Genomic DNA, 19469 nt, shown 5'->3' with positions numbered 1-19469 from the left:
AAGCCTTGAAACGACTCCTGCTCTTCGTTATCGTCCTGGCCGGTATGCTCGGCCTTCGTCAGCCGGTTGACCTGGCATCGCGCCCGCCCGTAGCGCCCAATATCATTTTTCTGCTGGCCGATGACCAGCGGTGGGACGCACTGGGTGTTGCCGGAAACAAAACTATCCAGACGCCCAACCTGGACCGGCTGGCGCGGGATGGGTTCTATTTCAGGCGCTCATACGTCACTACGCCCATCTGCTGCATCAGCCGGGCCAGTATCCTGAGCGGGCAATACGCCCGTCGGCACGGGATTGTGGATTTTGTGACGCCTTTTACCGATTCCGCCCTGGCGCAGACCTACCCCGTGCTGCTCCGGAAAGCCGGGTACCGAACGGGGTTCATTGGCAAGTATGGTGTAGGAAATGTGATGCCCGTTAATGCCTATGACTATTGGCGGGGGTTCGATGGGCAGGGCAACTACGCGGCTAAAGATGCACAGGGGAAACCCGTTCATTTGACGGATTTAATGGGCCAGCAAATGGACGAGTTCATTCAGGGAAATCCGGCCGGAAAACCGTTCTGCTTATCGGTGAGCTTTAAAGCCCCACACGCTCAGGATGGAGCCAACCCCGAATTTCCCTACGCCGAGCGATTCACCAACCTCTACCGCGACCAGACGCTGAAACGTCCCGCTGCCGCTGACGATAAATACTATCGGCAGTTTCCGGACTGGTTTCGGCACAATGACCAGAACGAATCCCGCGTCCGCTGGAGCCGCCGGTTTGCCACGGATTCACTATTTCAGCAAACGACCAAATCGTATAACCGACTGATTACGGGTATTGATGAGGTGGTGGGAAACCTACGCCGAAGCTTGCAGGAAGGTGGACTGTCGGATAATACCATCATCGTGTATACCAGCGACAACGGGTTTTACGAAGGTGAATATGGCTTTGCCGATAAATGGTACGGCCACGAATTGTCGATTCGGGTGCCGCTCATTATTTACGACCCCCGCCGACCGGACCGGAAAGGCCGCACCTCCGACCAGTATACGCTCAACATTGATTTTGCTCCTACCCTGCTCACGCTGGCGGGGGTACCGGTGCCGGGTCGGATGCAGGGCCGCAGCCTTACCCAGCTGATGGACGCTCGCGAGGGCGCAACACTCAAAATGCCCTGGCGAACGGAGTTCTATTTCGAGCACATGTTCAACACGCCAGCCGTATTTATCCCCCAATCCGAAGGGGTGCTGAGTGCCGACCGGAAGTACGTTCACTACTACAATCTCCGCGAACCGGCCGACAGCTACGAGGAAGTGTACAACCTGAAAACCGACCCGCTGGAACTCCGTAATCTGGCGGTTGAGTCGCCGGGGAAAGCGTTAAAAAAGTCACTGCTGCCCATTTTTGACCGACTCAAAGCAGCCGCCCGCTAAGCCATCTAACCGATAATCAGCCATGAAGTACATCACCCTCTGCCTAGCCGGTGCGCTGTTAACCGGTCTGATCGCCGGGAAACCATCGCCCTCTCCCACCCGACCTGACCACTCACAGGCCGGTGTCCGTAAACCCAATATCGTGATCGTCATGGCCGACCAGTGGCGGGCGCAGGACCTCGGCTATGCGGGCAATCGGGAGGTGATAACGCCAAATCTGGATAAACTGGCCGGTGAGTCCGTCAACGCTCGCCTGTGCGTAGCCGAAGTGCCGGTCTGCTCGCCGAGCCGGGCCAGCCTGCTAACGGGGCAGCATGCCACCACCCATGGGGTATTTTACAACGATCGCCCCCTACGCAACGAAGCCGTCACACTGGCCGAAGTATGTCAGCAAAACGGTTATAAAACTGGCTTTATTGGCAAATGGCACATCAACGGCGGTTTGGCCAAAGACTTCGCGGCTGGTCGTCTGTCACCCATTCCAGCCGATCGGCGGCAGGGATTCGCGTACTGGCGGGGGCTGGAATGTACCCACGATTACAACAACTCGCCCTATTATAATGAAGTAAACAAGCGGTTTGTCTGGCAGCAATACGACGCCATCAGCCAGACCGATTCGGCCATTTCGTTCATGACCCAGTCGCGCAAAGAGCCGTTCCTGCTGGTGCTGGCCTGGGGACCACCGCACGACCCGTACCAGACGGCTCCGAAAGAATACCGCCAGCGGTACGCCGGCAAAACGCTGTCCCTGCGCCCCAACGTACCCGCCAAAGACACCATGGAAGCCAACCGGGCCTTAAAAGGCTACTATGCCCACATCAACGCCCTCGACGATTGCATTGGGCGGTTACAGGCCGCGCTAAAAGGGGCGAAACTGGACGAAAACACCATTTTTGTGTTTACCTCCGACCATGGCGACATGCTGTATTCGCACGACCAGATCAACAAGCAAAAGCCCTGGGATGAATCCATCCGGATACCATTTCTGCTCAAATACCCCGCTGGCCTGAGTCGGAAGGGCCGCACGCTGGACGTACCCATTACGCTCACGGATGTGATGCCTACCGTATTGTCGCTCAGCGGCCAGACCATTCCGGCGAGCGTGCAGGGACAGGACGTTGCCAGCCTGATCCGCAAACCCCGCGCCCCCCGACCAGACGATGCCGCCATGATTGCCTGTATTGTGCCCTTCCACCAATGGAATTACGGGCGCGGTGGCCGCGAATACCGGGGTGTTCGCACGGCACGGTACACCTACGTGCGCGATCTGAAAGGCCCCTGGCTACTGTACGACAACCAGCAGGACCCCTACCAGCTCACGAATCTGGCCAACGCCCCCAAACTGGCCGGAACCCAGAAACAGCTTGAGGGTATTCTGACGCAAAAACTCCAGGCCGCCAACGACAATTTCGCGGCCGGGAATGTGTACATGGACAAATGGAATTACCCCTGGGCCTACATTGACTCATTGGGCAATCCGTATTATAAGTAGGTCACGGCCTGTCTGTTGCTTCTGGTATCCATATACCCGTTCACTCTATGAAATTTGCTCGACTCAATACGTTGACCGTCTGGTTAATAGCGTCCTTTAGTACGGTTTTATTCACAAAATCATACGCAATTACGACCAATCTAACACCCGTTCATCTGCGGACCGAGTACAGAACAAACCCGGTTGTCGACGTCGATGCCCCCCGCCTGAGTTGGGAGCTGACCTCAGCCGGAAAGGGTCAGGTGCAAACGGGGTACCAGATTATGGTGGCGTCGTCGGTGGCCTTACTAAACGCCGGGAAGCCCGACCTCTGGAATTCCGCCAAAGTAACGGGCAACGCCACTAATCAGATCGAGTATGCCGGAAAACTTCTGCTCGCCCGAACCGTTTGTTACTGGAAAGTCCGCAGCTGGGACAAAAACGGCCAGCCCGGTCCGTGGAGTGCGGTTGCGTCCTGGGAAATGGGCCTGCTCACCAAAACCGACTGGACAGCCGACTGGATCGGGAACGACCTGACGGCGTTAGGAAAAGGTAAAACCTACCACCTGCCGCCCGCTCCTTTCTTCAGAAAAGAAATACAGCTTACGGGCCTGGTCAAAAAAGCTCGTTTGTATGTAACATCGCTGGGGTTATACGAGTGTCAGATCAATGGCAAACGGATCGGGAACGATTACTTTACCCCCGGCTGGACTGATTACAACAAACGAGTTTACTACCAGACCTACGACGTTACGACCGATCTAAAGACCGGCAAAAACGCGTTGGGGGCCATCGTTGCCGACGGCTGGTATGCGGGCTATCTGGGTTATGCGCTGCTCGTCGGGAATCCGGTCGTGAAAAATTTCTACGGGAATGTCCCCCTCCTCAAAGCGCAGTTGGAAGTTGAATACACTAACGGCAAAAAAGAAACCATTGCCACGGACCAAAGCTGGAAAACCAATCACGGCCCCATCCTCGAAGCCGACATATTAAACGGTGAGACCTACGATGCCAATCTGGCCTTCACTAACTGGAGTAAAACGGGTTTCAACGATGCCAACTGGAAAAGCAGCACTGTTTTTCCGGATAAGTCCGACCGCCAGCTCGAAGCGTATCCGGGAGATCCGGTTCGGGTGTTTGAGGAGTTGAAAGCAAAATCCGTTACGCCAAAAGCGGGCGGGCATTACCTGTTCGACCTCGGCCAAAACTTTGCCGGTATGGTGCGGCTGCGGGTGAAAGGCAACAAAGGCGATACCATTCGCCTGCGCTTTGGCGAAGTGCTGTTTCCTAACGGCGACATCATGACCGAAAACCTGCGCAAAGCCCGCGCCATGGACACGTATATACTCAACGGTGATCCGCAGGGCGAAACCTGGACACCAAAATTCACCTACCACGGATTTCAGTACGTCGACGTGGCAGGTTTTAGAACAGCGCCAACCATAGACGCTATTACGGGCATCGTCCTGACGTCCGCCACGCCTGAAACAGGCTCATTTGAAACGGACAACAAGTTGATTAACAAGCTATATCAGAATATTGTCTGGACGCAACGCTCCAATTATTTTGAAGTCCCTACCGATTGCCCCCAGCGGGATGAGCGGCTGGGTTGGACCGGCGATGCCCAGGCGTACGTTCAGTCGGCCACGTTCAACAACGATATTTCAGCGTTTTTCACCAAGTGGCTGGTGGACCTCAACGACGCCCAGCGACCCGATAATGCCTACCCGATTTATGCCCCCGCGCCCAATGTCCGCAAAACGGATACCTATTCCCCCGGATGGTCGGAGGCTGGGATCATTTGCCCGTACACGATCTACAAAACCTACGGCGACACCCGCGTGATCCGGAAATTCTGGCCGAACATGGTGGCGTATCTTAAGTTCATGGAGGCTAAAAGCAATGGTACTTATGTCTATAAGGAAGGTTCTTTCGCCGAAGTGTCGCCCAAAGGCGGATTCGGCGACTGGCTTTCGGTCGGCAAAAAAACGCCCCCCGACATGCTGGCAACGATGTACTACGGCTATGCAGCGTCCATGATGGCCGACATGGCCAGGGCGATTGGCAAATCGGAGGAGTCGGCCTATTACGAAGGTGTCTTTACGAAGATCAAACAGGCGTTTCTGGCCCATTACGCCGATTCGGAGGGCCGCTTTAAAACAAACAGTGCGGCTTACGGAAACGGTGAAGGCTACGTCGATGGTGAAATGGGCTTCGAAGGCCACACGCAAACCGCTTATGCCAATGCTATATACATGAACATGATCGGCTCTGATCTGACCTCGAAAGCGGGCAACTGGCTCGCCGAACTGATCAAAGCGAACGGCAACAAGCTTTCAACGGGATTTCTGGGGGTGAAGCCGTTATTGCCGTCGCTGTCCATGACGGGGCATACGGATGTGGCCTATCAACTGTTGTTAAGCACCGAGTACCCATCCTGGGGCTTTGAAGTGGTTAACGGAGCCAACACCATCTGGGAGCGCTGGAACAGTTATATCAAAGGAAAAGGATTCGAAAACAACGCGGGCATGAACTCTTTCAACCATTACGCCTTCGGGTCGGTGAATGAGTGGTTGTTTGGCAATGCCGCCGGGATAAAAGCAAATGAAGCCGGTTACCGAACCTTCAGCATTAAACCCGAGATTGCCCGGCAAGGTCTCAACTTCGTGAACGCCACCTACCAATCCATCAACGGAACGATCGCATCTTCCTGGAAAAAAGAGGGCAACCGAATTCAGTTACGGGTTGTAATTCCGGTAAATACTACCGCCACCGTATTCATCCCGACCACCAATCCGGATAGCGTTCTGGAAAGCAGTAAACCCCTGAAAGCAAGCCAGGCTATTCGGGTGAATGACTTTAAAGACGGCTACCTTCAGGTAAACGTTGGTTCCGGAACGTATCAGTTCAGTGCGGTAAATTAACGTAAAGTGTACCCGACAGCATGGCTCCGGCCACCCGGCTTGCTGTCGGGTACAGTACGTTTCACATCGAGGATGCCCGCACCACCAGTTGGGTGGGTATTTTAATTGAGTTGGGTTGTGGGACCTTCTGTTTCCCTTCGATCAAATTGATCAACTGCTCGGCGGCAACCTGACCAATATCAAGGGCCGGTTGCTCGACGGTTGTTAAGGGTGGAGCCAGCAGATCAGCAACCGTACTGTTCGTAAACCCAATCAGTGACACGTCGTCGGGAATGGCAATGTTCCGCTTCTTTAAGGCACCCAGGCAGCCCAGCGTCAGTCGATCGCCAGCCGCAAAAAACGCATCGGGAGCATACGTCAATAATTCATCGACCAGCGGCTCTACTTCATCCTGCCCAAACCAGCCGTAGCGAACCAGGTTCTCATCATACGCCAGCCCGTAGTGTTCCAGTGCTGCCCGATAACCGGCCAGCCGTTCCTGTGTAACCGAAATATGGGAAGGCATGGTAAGGTGGGCAATCCGCCGTCGACCGCTACTGATCAAATGCTCGGTTGCGGCAAACGCCCCGGCAAAATTATCCGCCGACACACTCGGGCTATCCAGTTGCGCCGAGATCCGGTCGAAAAGCACAATGGGTAACTTCTTATCCTGTAACTCGCGCAGGTAAGTTACATCCAATGTGCCACTGGAGAGCGAAATAAGCAGGCCATCGGCTTTGCGGGCCACCGCCTGCTGTACCGTTAGCATCTCCCGCTCATACGATTCGTGACTTTGAAAAATGATAACGTGGTACCCCCGGTTGTAAGCAACAGCCTCGATGCCATTGATTACCTGAGAGAAAAAATTATTGGCAATCTGCGGGACAATTACCGCAATAACCCGGCTGCGGTTTTCTTTTAAACTCAGCGCAATGGGATTAGGACGGTAGTTGAGCCGCTCCGCGTATTCAGTAACCAGCCGTTTGGTTTCGGGATTAATTTCATAGCTATCCCGCAATGCTCTCGAAACGGTTGAAGTCGAGAGATTTAACGCGCGGGCAATATCTTTTATCGTAATCGTATCCAAGTGGCGTGTTGGTAAAATACAAAAAGCGGTGAGTAACCAGAGAGTGTTCTTCAATAAGGCTATTTGGCCTGTTAGCTACCCATATGTTCATTATACGGACTCCTGTCGAAAAATGGTAACGTTCCCGATAACGTTTGCGTGAATAAATATGGCTTAATTCTTCTATTTAATAAATAGCCTGCTTACTCTTATCGTGCCTGGCATTGAACAGGTGTGCAATCAATACCAGAATTTTCCACGAAAAAGATAATTTCCGTTCTTTCTCGTTATCCCAACCCATCTCCTCAAACCCTATGCATTCGTTATCGATAGCGTCCTTATCCACCAGCCAGCCCAGCACGGCTATCAGCCTTCCGCCAACGCATATTCAGCAACTACCCGAGCGGGTATTACAGTTCGGAACGGGCGTTTTACTGCGCGGCTTGCCCGATTACCTGATTGACAAGGCCAATCGACAGGGTATTTTCAACGGGCGCATTGCCGTTGTGAAATCAACCGACGGGGGCGACATGACCGCTTTCGCCCGGCAGGACAACCTCTATACGCTCTGTATCCGGGGCATCGAAGCGGGTGAAACCGTCGAGGAGAATGTAATCTGTTCGGCCATTAGTCGCGTCTTATCAGCCAAACAACAATGGGCCGAGATTTTGACGCTGGCCACCAGCCCTGATCTACAAATCGTCATTTCGAATACCACCGAAGTAGGGATTCAGCTGATCCAGGACGACATCTGCCAGTCGCCACCGGAGTCATTCCCCGGCAAGCTCCTGGCCGTTTTATACGCCCGCTATCAGGCTTTCAACGGCGACCCCAATAAAGGATTAATCATAATACCAACTGAGCTTGTCCCCGACAACGGGACGCTCCTGCGGTCTATATTACTGGCACTGGCTCACCAGAATACCCTCGAACCGGCGTTCATCGACTGGCTGCAAACGGCAAACCCCTGCTGCAATTCGCTGGTCGACCGGATTGTTCCGGGCCGCCCGGACCCCGCTATGTACCAGTCGCTATCCAACCAGTTGGGTTATGAGGACGACCTACTGACGGTTTCGGAAGTGTACCATCTATGGGCCATTGAGGTCCCCGCCAATTCAGATGAGGAGCGCGTGAAAAACGTGCTTTCCTTTCACCAGGCCGATCCGTCGGTGTATATACGCCCCGATATCGACTTGTTCCGGGAGTTGAAACTACGGCTGCTCAACGGCACCCACACCCTGAGTTGCGGACTGGCGTTTTTGGGCGGCTTCACCACCGTTCGGGAGGGTATGGACGATGAACAGCTGTCGACCTTCATCAGCCGGGTAATGCTGACCGATGTTGTTCCGGGTATTCCTTACGCCGTTGACGAGGAAGCCGCCCGACACTTTGGAATGCAGGTGCTCGACCGGTTCCGCAACCCGTTCATTGAACACCGTTGGCTAGCGATTACCATGCAGTATTCGGCCAAAATGAAGATGCGGATCATTCCCGTACTGCTTCATACGTATGCGCAGCCTCAACCGGCAGTTCCCCATTACATCGCACTGGGTTTCGCGGCTTATCTGCTGTTTATGCGGGGAACGACGCAAAAAGACGGCGTCTGGCAGGGCGAACATAACGAGGAGATGTACCCGATCAACGATGCGCAGGCCACATACTTTGCCGATGTTTGGGCAAAGTCAACGCCCTCGGAGCTTGTCGACACCGTCCTGAAAAACACGACGCTCTGGGGTGCTGATTTACAGGTATTGCCCGGTTTTGCCGAGGCCGCCGACACGTATCTGGCGCAATTACTCGATCTGGGCGCAAGGGCTACGCTGGCGGCTCAGATGGAAACGTTCGGAGCCGTGGCGAATTAATCGATCTACGTTCGATACATCTTTCTCGTTGAGGTCTATTGACAGATGAGCGTTCGGAGTCGTAGCCAACTAGTCAATCTCAGACCCATACGTCCTTCCATGATCTGAATTACAGTAAAAAACAGACGATCCATTTATCTTTGGGCAACGCAAAATCGTACAACACATCACGCTCTGGCGGTTTTTAGGTAAATTTTCGGGTATAGAACGTCCGAAAAATGCTCTTTCCCCTATAAGCTTAGTAGGGCCAATTTGCGGGTATTTTCTAAGCGTACGCAGGATACTTTTTACTATATGACCAAAATCTGCTGCTTCGGCGAATTATTACTACGGTTTTCCCCCATTGCCAATGGCGAATGGATTCGACAGACGTCGATGCCCGTTTTTGTGGGGGGGGCCGAACTGAATGTGGCCACGGCCCTGGCCAAATGGGATGTTCCCGTTAAATACAGTACGGTACTGCCACAGAATTCCCTCGCCGACGATATTATACACCACATCGACGCGAAAGGCATCGACTCGTCGGGGATCGTTCGATTTGGTCAACGGGTTGGCACGTATTATCTACCGCAGGGCACCGACCTCAAAAACGCGGGCGTCATCTACGACCGGGCTCATTCAGCATTTTCGGAGCTGGCACCCGGCAAGGTAGACTGGAACGCTGTTTTGCAGGATACCGAGTGGTTGCACGTCAGCGCGATCAGCCCGGCGCTGAGTGCCGAGGTGGCCGAAACCTGCCGGGAACTGATGGCGGTGGCATCGGCCAAAGGCATTACCATTTCGATTGATCTGAATCACCGGGCGCGGCTTTGGCAGTACGGGGTCTCGCCAACCGACATCATGCCGGGCCTGGTTGACTATTGCGATGTGGTGATGGGCAACATCTGGGCGGCCAATGCGCTGCTGGGCATTCCCGTCGATGAACACATTCATGCCAAAGGCCAACCCGCTGACTACATAGCCCATGCACAAGCTACGTCGGAGGCCATACAGAAGCGCTTTCCCCGAGTTAAAGTTGTGGCTAACACGTTTCGGTTCGATACACCCCCAACGGGCCTTCGGTATTACACGACCTTATTTACCGAGGGGCAACAATATGTATCGCCCGAGTTACTGACCGACTCCGTCGTTGACCGGGTGGGTAGTGGCGACTGCTTCATGGCCGGGTTGATTTATGGTCTGTATAACCGGAATTCGCCCCAGGATGTGGTCAATTTTGCCGCTGCCGCTGCCTTTGGCAAACTACAGGAACTGGGCGATGCCACCAACCAGACCATTTCCGACATTACGAACCGATATTCTCCAATAACAGCCTTATCCTAACCTTTTATGTCTGCTTTTACGCCCGAACAAATTCTTGATCTGGTCACCAATCACCCGATTGTACCGGTATTTTATCATCCCGACAGTGCCCATGCGCAGTCGATCGTCAAGGCTTGCTACGATGGCGGTCTTCGGGTATTTGAGTTTACCAACCGGGGGGCCATGGCGTTGCCCGTCTTTACCGATCTGGTAAAGTACGTTCGTGCCAACTGCCCCGATATGGCCATGGGCATCGGTACCATCCTGACCCCCGCCGACACCGAACTGTTTCTGGATGCCGGGGCCGATTTTGTAGTGCAGCCCGTTACGACTGCCGCCGTGGGCGATGTTTGCCGCGAACGGGGTGTGTCCTGGGTTCCGGCGGGTTCAACGCTGAACGAACTGTATCAGGCAACCTTATTGGGTGCCAGTCTGGTGAAAGTATTTCCCGGCAACGTGGTGGGTCCGGGCTTCATTAAAGCCATTAAAGGGCCCATGCCCGGTCTGAAACTCATGGTAACGGGTGGCGTTGAACCCACGACCGACAGCCTGACAGCCTGGTTTCAGGCGGGCGTGACAGCGGTGGGCATTGGCTCGCAATTGTTTTCGGGGCAGAACTTAACCCCCGAAGCGCTACAGGAACGGGTTGCCGCTCTGGTTCAGCATGTTTCATCTTTTACAACTAAGGCTGCATGAACAAGCCACTGGGAAATTATCGCTGGACCATCGTCGCGCTCCTCTTTTTCGCGACGACCATCAACTACCTCGACCGGCAGGTAGTGGGCCTGTTGAAGCCCACGCTGGAAAAAGAATTCAACTGGTCGGAGCTGGACTACAGCCGAATTGTGCAGGTTTTTTCGGCGGCTTACGCCATTGGTCTGCTCGTTTTTGGCCGGTTCATTGACAGGATCGGGACAAAGACGGGCTATTCGCTCGCCATTATTTTCTGGAGTATCGCGGCAATGGCTCACGCTTTGGCAACGAGCACCATGGGCTTTATCTTCGCCCGAATTGGGCTTGGCCTGGGCGAGGCCGGTAACTTTCCGGCGGCTATCAAAACGGTGGCCGAGTGGTTTCCCAAGAAAGAACGGGCGCTGGCAACGGGTATTTTCAACTCCGGCGCCAACATCGGTGCGGTGGTAGCCCCTATTCTGGTTCCTTGGATATTAGGCATTTACGGCTGGCAGATGGCTTTTATCGTGACCGGAGCCGTTGGTTTTATCTGGCTCGTATTCTGGTATATCAGCTATGAAATACCCGCCAAACAGGCCAAACTCAGCAAAGAAGAATTCGACTACATCCACAGCGACAACGAAACCACCCCCGACGACATTGCCGACCACGGCAAGCCCGTCTCCTGGGGTAAGCTGCTGAGTGTCCGTCAGACGTGGGCGTTCGTATTTGGCAAGATGCTCACCGACCCCATCTGGTGGTTTTTTCTCTTCTGGCTACAGGATTATTTTTCCACAACCTTCAACCTCGACACCAAAAAACCAAACCTGTACCTGGCCGTACTTTACACACTGGTCAGTATCGGCAGTATTGGCGGGGGGTATCTGTCGTCGGCGCTGATTGGCCGGGGCTGGAGCGTCTGGAAAGCCCGCAAAACGTCCATGTTCATCTTTGCGCTGCTGGTCATTCCCGTTATCGCCGTCCGATTCGGGCCGGACATCTGGACAACCGTAGCCCTGATTGGTCTGGCCGGTGCCGCTCACCAGGCCTGGAGCGCCAATATTTTCACCACGGCTTCCGATATGTTCCCCAAACGGGCGGTCAGCTCAATCGTTGGTATCGGCAGTATGGCGGGGTCCGTTGGCGGGATCATTTTCCCCGAAATCGTTGGCCGTATTCTGGATAACTACAAACAGGCGGGTGATGTGCAGAGCGGCTACGGCATCATTTTCCTGATGTGTGGTTCGGCGTACATGCTCGCCTGGCTGGTGATGCACCTGCTCGCTCCCAAAATGGAACCCGTCCAACTAGGACAGGCCGAAACGGAGCCGGTGGCGTAACATCAACCCTATAAGGTCTTAAAGACCTTATAGGTTTTTTTGCAACACATTCTTTTATAAACCTTTAGATAACTTACTCATAAAATGTACTAATCAATCAATTATATCTCTAACTATATATAGTATGGAAATCACGGCTTCTCACCCATTGGCATTACCCGTTGGCGTAACCCTTGACCGGTACATCATGCACCGGCAAACAGCTTTCCCTTATGCCACCGGCGAACTATCGCAGTTGCTGCGCGATATTGCACTGGCCGGAAAAATCATTCACCGGGAAGTGAATCGGGCGGGTCTCATTGACCTGACGGGGGGCATGGGCGTTCAGAATGTGCAGGGAGAAAGCCAGCAGAAGCTGGATATGATTGCCAATATCCGCTTTAGCCGGGCGCTGAAAAACGGGGGCGAAGCCTGCGCCATTATTTCGGAGGAGGACGAGGATATTATTTTCACCGGCAACAACAACGGCAAGTACGTAGTTGCCATTGACCCGCTGGATGGTTCGTCGAACATTGATGTCAATGTATCGATTGGGACGATCTTTTCTATTTATCGGCGCATAACACCCATTGGTGCCGAGCCTTCCCTGGCCGATTTTTTACAGGGCGGTCGTCGGCAGGTGGCAGCGGGGTATATCCTGTACGGCTCATCGACCATCATGGTGTATACGACCGGGCACAGTGCCAACGGCTTTACCTACGACGCGTCGCTTGGGGAATTCATTCTGTCGCATCCCGACATTCATAGTCCCGCCAACGGGCAGATTTACTCCTGCAACGACGGCAATCTGGAGAGTTATGACGAGGGGATTCGGGACTATTTAAATGACTGCCGCCAAAAACAATACACCGCCCGCTATATCGGCTCGCTCGTCGCCGACTTCCACCGGAATCTGCTCAAAGGCGGAATTTATCTGTACCCGCCAACGAAGAAGTCGCCGGATGGGAAACTGCGTTTGCTGTACGAGGCTTTTCCGTTAGCGTTTCTGGCCGAGAAAGCGGGCTGTTTAGCTACATCAGGGCACCGGGCTATTTTGGATATCAAACCCACCAGTCTGCACCAGCGAACCCCCTTGTTCATAGGCGCCCCCCTGATGGTCGAGAACCTGATGGGACATCTGGACTAGCCAAACTACTCGAACTACGCTTATCATTAAGGCATTACCCTATGTCTTACACTAAAACCCTATGCCTTACCCTTCTAAGCTGATCGCGTTCCTGTTGGCTGCGGCCCTTTGTTCATTTACGCCCCCGCCCGAAAAAATTACCGTTTACCTGATTGGCGACTCAACCATGTCGACCAAACAGGTGAAGGCCTACCCCGAAACGGGTTGGGGAATGCCGTTTGCCCATTTCTTCGACGAGAGCGTTACCGTAGATAACCGCGCTCAGAATGGCCGCAGCACCCGGACGTTTATCGAGGAAAACCGCTGGCAGTCGGTGTTGGACAACCTGAACGAAGGTGACTATGTGTTCATTCAGTTCGGCCATAATGACGAGGTAAAGAGCAAGAAAAGTTACACGACCGAAGATGAATTCCGGAAAAATCTGAATCGGTTCATCAGCGAAAGCCGGGCTAAAAAAGCCATTCCCGTGCTGCTGACACCCGTTGCCCGTCGACAGTTCGATCCGGCCGGTAAGATTGAGGATACGCACGCCGTTTATGCCGAACTGACCCGCTCCGTTGCTCGTAGCGCCAACACGCTACTTATCGACATGAGCAGACAGAGCATGGACCTATTGCAAACGTTCGGCCCCGAAACCTCACGACTGCTGTTTCTTCAACTGGCACCGGGCGAACACCCGAATTACCCGGATGGCAAGGAAGACAACACCCATTTCAACGAACTCGGTGCCCGAAAAATGGCGGAACTGGTGCTGTCCAACATCAAATCCCTGCACCTCGACCTGGCCAATCGAACCGTGAAACCGCAGGCTAAGTAAGTTCTAAGTAGCGCGGTTGGGAAGCCGCGTAGCCGTCAGGCTAATATTGCCGAGTCTTATTTTAGCCTGACGGCTACGCGGCTTCCCAGCCGCGCTACTTAAAAATCTCTATGACAAAAACATACCTCTTCCTTCTGCTATTACTTCTCTCCGCAATTCCCCTACTCGCTCAGTCAGCCAATGGCCTGACGGGTGTTCGGGATACGTCGTTTGCCGTTTGGAGCACTTACCAGAAATTGAAAGGGCAATACCCGGCCATTCAGATCGTAAAACCGATACTGCCCCCCGGTGTAAAAGCCACCGAAAACATCGCCTATTGCCAGCGAAATGGCCGCTCGTTATACCTCGACGCCTTTTATCCGACCCAGACAGCCCGTAAAAAACGGCGTCCGGCGGTGCTGCTGATTCACGGTGGCGGCTGGCGCTCCGGCGACCGTTCGCAACAGGTCCCGATGGCGCAGCACCTGGCGGCCAATGGCTACGTAGCCGTAACGGCCGAGTACCGACTATCGACCGAAGCCCTTTATCCGGCGGCCGTCCACGACCTGAAAGCGGCCATCCGGTGGCTTCACGCCCACGCGCAGGAGTTCGCCATTGACACCACCCGACTGGCGGTGCTGGGGTGTTCGGCGGGAGGACAACTGGCAGCGCTGCTGGGTGCCACCAATGGCGTGTCTGCGCTGGAAGGCAGCGGTTGTGCAGATGGACATTCGAGTGCGGTACAAGCGGTAGTCGATGTGGATGGCGTGCTGGCTTTCGACCACCCGGAGTCGGCAGAGGGGAACGACAGTAAATCCATTTCGGCAGCTACGTACTGGTTTGGCGGGCCAAAAGCCCAAACGCTGGATTTGTGGCACGAAGCGTCGGCGCTGACGTATGCCCGTCAGCAAACCGTGCCTATTCTGTTTCTCAACAGCTCGGCCGAACGAATGCATGCCGGACGCGACGACCTGCGAAATCAACTCGACAGACGGGGAATTTACTCAGAAGTACACACCTTTGCCGATGCCCCTCACCCATTCTGGCTGTTCCATCCCTGGTTTGAGCCAACCATGACGTACACGCTCAGCTTTCTTAATAAAGTGTTCAAAAACTAGTTCCGGCCCGTGCATGTACATCCCCAGCTTCAGGAATGATCGCCTTCACCGACGGACAGATTCTAAAAAAGTTTTAAGTAGGTTTCTAAAAAAACCATGTTTATAGCTGTTAAGGGGCTATTAACGCTTTTCTTACAGGAACGTCAGTATCACGTCCTCTCTACCTGCTACAACCTGATGATTCATTACACACATCCAAACAGAATACTTGTTGCGTTAGACTGTATTATTTTCGGCTATGATGGCGAAGAACTTAAACTCCTGCTCATCAAACGAAACTTCGATCCGGAGCAGGGTAAGTGGTCGTTGATGGGTGGTTTTTTGAAGGAAGAAGAAGACCTTGAAGCAGCCGCCCAGCGCATTCTGTACGATCTGACAGGCCTTACGAACACCTATCTGGAGCAATTGCAGACTTTTGGTGCCGTAAATCGTGATCCCGTGGAGCGAACAATCTCGGTTGTTTACTATGCGCTGGTCAATATTCAGGATCAGGATGTGAATGCCATCCGGACCCACAATGCCTATTGGATTGGCCTGAATGAGAAACCGGCCTTGATTTTTGACCACAATGCAATGGTGGAACAGGCGCTGAACCGGCTCCGGTATAAAGCGGCTCTACACGCGATCGGCTTCGAGCTGATGCCGGAGAAATTCACGATACCCCAACTTCAGCGAGTATACGAAGCCATTTACACTAAACAACTCGACCGTCGGAACTTTAGCCGCAAGATCCTATCTACCGACCTGCTGATTGGCACGGGCGAAAAAGACACAACCTCCGTGACCAAGAAAGGGCAATTGTATCGGTTAAATGCCGAAAAATACCAGCAGTATCTCACAGACTACGTTAGCTTCTTCCCTGAATTAACGTTGGCTTAGTAGACTACCCGACTTTGCCACTTTGTCCTATTTGTAGGCACCACATTCCAATCGCTTTTGAAAAATAAGCAGGCTCCCTCATGAAATTAGCTAATATTGTAGTAGTATTGTGTCAAACATACACTATTCCTAAAATAGTCTTTTCCTCTGAAGGAGCTGTCCACCGATTTATTCCTTCGGCAGTTCGATAAACTTCTATTATGACGAATTCTTATGTTATTGGTGTTGACTTCGGTACTGACTCGGTCAGGGCGCTGGTTGTCAATGCTCAGACCGGCGAAACAGCCGGTACTCACGTCCACGAATACGCCCGCTGGAAACAGGGCCTTTACTGTAATCCCACCACATCGCAGTTCCGTCAGCACCCGCTCGATTACCTCGAAGGGCTGGAAGCAACCATAACCGGAGCACTGGCCGGCGTTTCGGAAGAGGTTCGGAAAGGGGTTGTTGGCATCTCCATCGACACCACCGGCTCTACCCCCGGCCCGGTCGATGAAACGGGGCTACCCCTGGCTCTGCGGCCCGATTTTGCCGAAAACCCCAATGGGATGTTCATCCTGTGGAAAGACCATACGGCCAATGCGGAAGCGGAAGAAATCAACGATCTGGCCCATCATTGGGATACCGATTACACGAAGTATGTTGGCGGCATTTACTCCTCCGAATGGTTCTGGGCCAAGATGCTCCGCACTCTGCGCGTCGATGAAGCCGTTCGGGAACACGCCTTCTCCTGGGTCGAACACTGCGACTGGATGTCGGCGGTGCTTACCGGAAATACCAATCCGCTAACCCTCCGCCGGTCGCGCTGTGCCGCCGGACACAAAGCCCTCTGGCACAGTGAGTTCGATGGCTTACCCTCTACTGAATTCCTGACGAAACTTGACCCGCTGCTTGGCGATATGCGCGAGCGGCTGTTCAGCGACACCTTCACCTCGGATCTGCCGATGGGCAATCTGTCGGCAGAGTGGGCGGACAAATTAGGGTTGTCAACGGATGTTGTCGTTGGCGTTGGTGCCTTCGATGCGCACATGGGCGCCATCGGGGCCGAAATTGAGCCGTATGCCTTCGTCCGGATCATCGGTACGTCGACCTGCGACATTCTGATGGCCCCGAATGAAGAGATTGGCCACCGACTGATTCGCGGCATTTGCGGACAGGTGGATGGGTCCGTAGCACCGGGAATGCTTGGTCTGGAAGCGGGCCAATCGGCATTCGGCGATGTTTATGCCTGGTTTTCGCGTCTGATCACCGGTCCCGTGCGTGAATTGCTGGGCAACGAAGCCGCCGACGCCCTGGCGAAGCAGTTGATTCCTCATCTGTCGACACAGGCCGCTAAACTACCCGTTACGGAAAACGACGTCGTAGCACTCGACTGGATCAACGGTCGGCGGACGCCCGATGCCAACCACACGCTTAAAGCCGCTATTTCGGGCTTAAACCTCGGTACCGATGCGCCGATGGTTTTCAAAGCGCTGGTTGAGGCAACCGCGTTCGGGTCGCGGAGTATCGTGGCGCGTTTTATCGAAGAAGGTGTTCCCATCAAGAAAGTGATTGCCATTGGTGGCGTTGCCAAAAAATCGCCCTTCGTCATGCAAACCCTCGCCGATGTGCTGAACAAGCCCATTCAGGTAGCCAGCGCCGACCAGGCCTGCGCGTTGGGTGCGGCCATGTGCGCGGCTGTGGCGGCCGGTGTTCATCCAACCATGGAAGCCGCTCAGAAAGCCATGGGTTCGGGCTTCGATGCCGAATACCACCCCCGCCCCGAACAGGTGGCTACGTACGAAACCCTGTATCGGAAGTATTTGAAACTGGGTGAATTTGTGGAGAATAAATAAGGGCCATTGCACGTGGTGTTGGGTGTTTGTGGTGTCGGGTCCTGGAGCGCCAGCCCGGTCAGACCCGACACGAATTGCTGACGCGAGTGTGTCGGGTCTGACCGGGCTGGCGCTCCAGGACCCGACACCACGAAAGCCCTTATTCCAGCGGCACGGTCCGTTCTAAAAAAATAAACTAATGATTGATCTGAAACAATTTGAAGTCTGGTTCGTAACAGGAAGCCAGCATTTATACGGCGAAGAAACGCTTCGTCAGGTAGCCGAACATTCGCAAATTATTGCCCAGTCGTTCAACCAGTCGCCAACCATTCCGGTGCGGGTGGTTTACAAGCCTGTGGTAAAAACGCCGGATGAAATTTATGCCATTTGTCAGGAGGCTAACGTAGCCCCTAACTGTGTCGGCATCATCACCTGGATGCACACGTTTTCGCCCGCTAAGATGTGGATTCGGGGATTGTCGGTGCTGAAAAAGCCCCTGCTCCATCTGCACACGCAGTTTAACCGCGACATTCCCTGGAATTCCATCGACATGGATTTCATGAACCTCAACCAGTCTGCCCACGGCGACCGGGAGTTCGGGTTCATTATGGCGAGAATGCGGCTGAACCGCAAAATCGTGGTAGGCTATTGGGAACAGGAAGACGTTCTGGCCAAAATTGCCGACTGGAGCCGGGTTTCGGTGGCGGCTTACGAGTTAAAAACGATGAAAGTCGTGCGCTTCGGTGATAACATGCGGCAGGTAGCCGTAACCGATGGCGACAAGGTAGCGGCCGAGATTACCTTCGGCATGTCCGTAAATTCACACGGCATTGGCGATCTGGTATCCGTTATCAACCAGATTTCCGACGCTGAGATCGACCGGTTAGTAAGTGAATACGCGGACAGCTACACGCTCATGGACTCGCTGCTGCGCGGGGGCGCTCAGCACAGTTCACTGCGGGATGCCGCTAAAATTGAACTGGGTTTGCGGGCCTTCCTGAAAGACGGCAACTTCACGGCCTTCACGGACACGTTCGAAGACCTGCACGGCATGGCCCAGCTACCGGGTATTGCGGCCCAACGCTTAATGGCCGATGGTTACGGCTTTGCGGGCGAAGGCGACTGGAAAACGGCTGCTATGGTGCGTACCCTGAAAGTGATGGCCTCGGGCCTGGCAGGCGGCAACTCGTTCATGGAAGATTACACCTACCATTTCGACCCGTCGAATCCGCTGGTACTGGGTTCCCACATGCTCGAAATCTGCCCGTCCATTGCTGCCGACAAACCAACCTGCGAGATTCACCCGCTGGGTATTGGCGGTAAAGCTGATCCTGTCCGTCTGGTGTTCAACGCGCCCGCCGGTCCGGCCATCAACGTATCATTGATCGACATGGGCAATCGTTTCCGGCTGCTCGTCAATGAAGTTGAAGCTATCGACGTACCGGAAGCACTCCCAAAACTTCCCGTTGCGCGTGCCATCTGGAAACCCATGCCCGACATGCAAACGGGTTGTGCCGCCTGGATTCTGGCGGGAGGAGCGCACCATACCGTGTACAGCCAAAACCTGACCACGGACCAGATCGAAGATTTCGCTGATATCTTCGGTGTTGAGCTGGTTGTCATTGACCGAAATACCAACCTCCGGCAGATGAAAAACGAGCTTCGGTGGAGTGACGTGTATTATAAATAAAGAGCGAAA

14 protein-coding genes are annotated in these 19469 nt (G+C 54.0%); 13 read left to right on the top strand and 1 reads right to left on the bottom strand.

The genetic code is table 11. The features are described from left to right. The first annotated feature begins 5 nt into the window (after positions 1 to 5). The 3 genes from CRO74_RS04795 to CRO74_RS04785 are packed head-to-tail and all read left to right on the top strand — an operon-like array spanning position 6 to position 5816. Positions 6 to 1421 (top strand): sulfatase family protein, encoded by a 1416-nt coding sequence (locus tag CRO74_RS04795; protein ID WP_097124859.1) that lies wholly within the window; start codon positions 6 to 8, stop codon positions 1419 to 1421. 22 nt (positions 1422 to 1443) lie between these two features. Beyond that, complete coding sequence (locus CRO74_RS04790) at positions 1444 to 2913, top strand: sulfatase family protein (RefSeq protein WP_097124858.1); 1470 nt, start codon at positions 1444 to 1446, stop codon at positions 2911 to 2913. 47 nt (positions 2914 to 2960) lie between these two features. Next, entirely contained in the window at positions 2961 to 5816 is a 2856-nt protein-coding gene (locus CRO74_RS04785) for a family 78 glycoside hydrolase catalytic domain (protein WP_097124857.1), read from the top strand. A gap of 61 nt (positions 5817 to 5877) precedes the next feature. On the opposite strand, the gene CRO74_RS04780 is transcribed toward CRO74_RS04785, so the two are convergent. Further along, the gene (locus tag CRO74_RS04780) at positions 5878 to 6882 is read right to left on the bottom strand and encodes a LacI family DNA-binding transcriptional regulator (protein WP_097124856.1); all 1005 of its coding nucleotides are present in this window, start codon (positions 6880 to 6882) and stop codon (positions 5878 to 5880) included. A gap of 293 nt (positions 6883 to 7175) precedes the next feature. On the opposite strand from CRO74_RS04780, the gene CRO74_RS04775 reads away from it, so the two are divergent. The 10 genes from CRO74_RS04775 (at position 7176) to araA (ending at position 19460) form a co-directional block, all read left to right on the top strand. Continuing rightward, positions 7176 to 8723 carry a tagaturonate reductase gene (locus CRO74_RS04775; protein WP_097124855.1) on the top strand — a complete coding sequence of 516 codons (1548 nt, stop codon included), beginning with the start codon at positions 7176 to 7178 and terminating at the stop codon, positions 8721 to 8723. 294 nt (positions 8724 to 9017) lie between these two features. Beyond that, positions 9018 to 10046 carry a sugar kinase gene (locus tag CRO74_RS04770; protein WP_097124854.1) on the top strand — a complete coding sequence of 343 codons (1029 nt, stop codon included), beginning with the start codon at positions 9018 to 9020 and terminating at the stop codon, positions 10044 to 10046. Between the two features lie 6 nt (positions 10047 to 10052). Next, positions 10053 to 10721 carry a beta/alpha barrel domain-containing protein gene (locus tag CRO74_RS04765; protein WP_097124853.1) on the top strand — a complete coding sequence of 223 codons (669 nt, stop codon included), beginning with the start codon at positions 10053 to 10055 and terminating at the stop codon, positions 10719 to 10721. Then, entirely contained in the window at positions 10718 to 12037 is a 1320-nt protein-coding gene (locus tag CRO74_RS04760; RefSeq protein WP_097124852.1) for an MFS transporter, read from the top strand. The genes CRO74_RS04765 and CRO74_RS04760 overlap by 4 nt, the downstream gene beginning before the upstream one ends. Before the next feature lie 124 nt (positions 12038 to 12161). Continuing rightward, positions 12162 to 13163, top strand: a complete 1002-nt coding sequence (gene fbp, locus CRO74_RS04755; RefSeq protein ID WP_097124851.1) for a class 1 fructose-bisphosphatase — start codon at positions 12162 to 12164, stop codon at positions 13161 to 13163. Positions 13164 to 13224: 61 nt separating this feature from the next. Next, positions 13225 to 13980 (top strand): rhamnogalacturonan acetylesterase, encoded by a 756-nt coding sequence (locus CRO74_RS04750; protein ID WP_097124850.1) that lies wholly within the window; start codon positions 13225 to 13227, stop codon positions 13978 to 13980. A gap of 110 nt (positions 13981 to 14090) precedes the next feature. Then, positions 14091 to 15077: an alpha/beta hydrolase gene (locus CRO74_RS04745; RefSeq protein WP_179830119.1), complete on the top strand. Its 987-nt coding sequence runs from the start codon at positions 14091 to 14093 to the stop codon at positions 15075 to 15077. Positions 15078 to 15254: 177 nt separating this feature from the next. Continuing rightward, on the top strand, positions 15255 to 15956 hold the full coding sequence (locus CRO74_RS04740; RefSeq protein ID WP_097126013.1) for an NUDIX hydrolase: 702 nt from the start codon (positions 15255 to 15257) through the stop codon (positions 15954 to 15956). 200 nt (positions 15957 to 16156) lie between these two features. Next, on the top strand, positions 16157 to 17791 hold the full coding sequence (locus CRO74_RS04735; RefSeq protein ID WP_097124849.1) for a ribulokinase: 1635 nt from the start codon (positions 16157 to 16159) through the stop codon (positions 17789 to 17791). A gap of 178 nt (positions 17792 to 17969) precedes the next feature. Then, positions 17970 to 19460 carry an L-arabinose isomerase gene (gene araA, locus CRO74_RS04730; RefSeq protein WP_097124848.1) on the top strand — a complete coding sequence of 497 codons (1491 nt, stop codon included), beginning with the start codon at positions 17970 to 17972 and terminating at the stop codon, positions 19458 to 19460. Positions 19461 to 19469: the final 9 nt, after the last annotated feature.

The sequence above is a fragment of the Spirosoma fluviale genome, assembly GCF_900230225.1.
GTDB classification, from domain to species: Bacteria; Bacteroidota; Bacteroidia; order Cytophagales; family Spirosomataceae; genus Spirosoma; species Spirosoma fluviale.
This window is presented reverse-complemented; position numbering and strand designations above follow the sequence as displayed.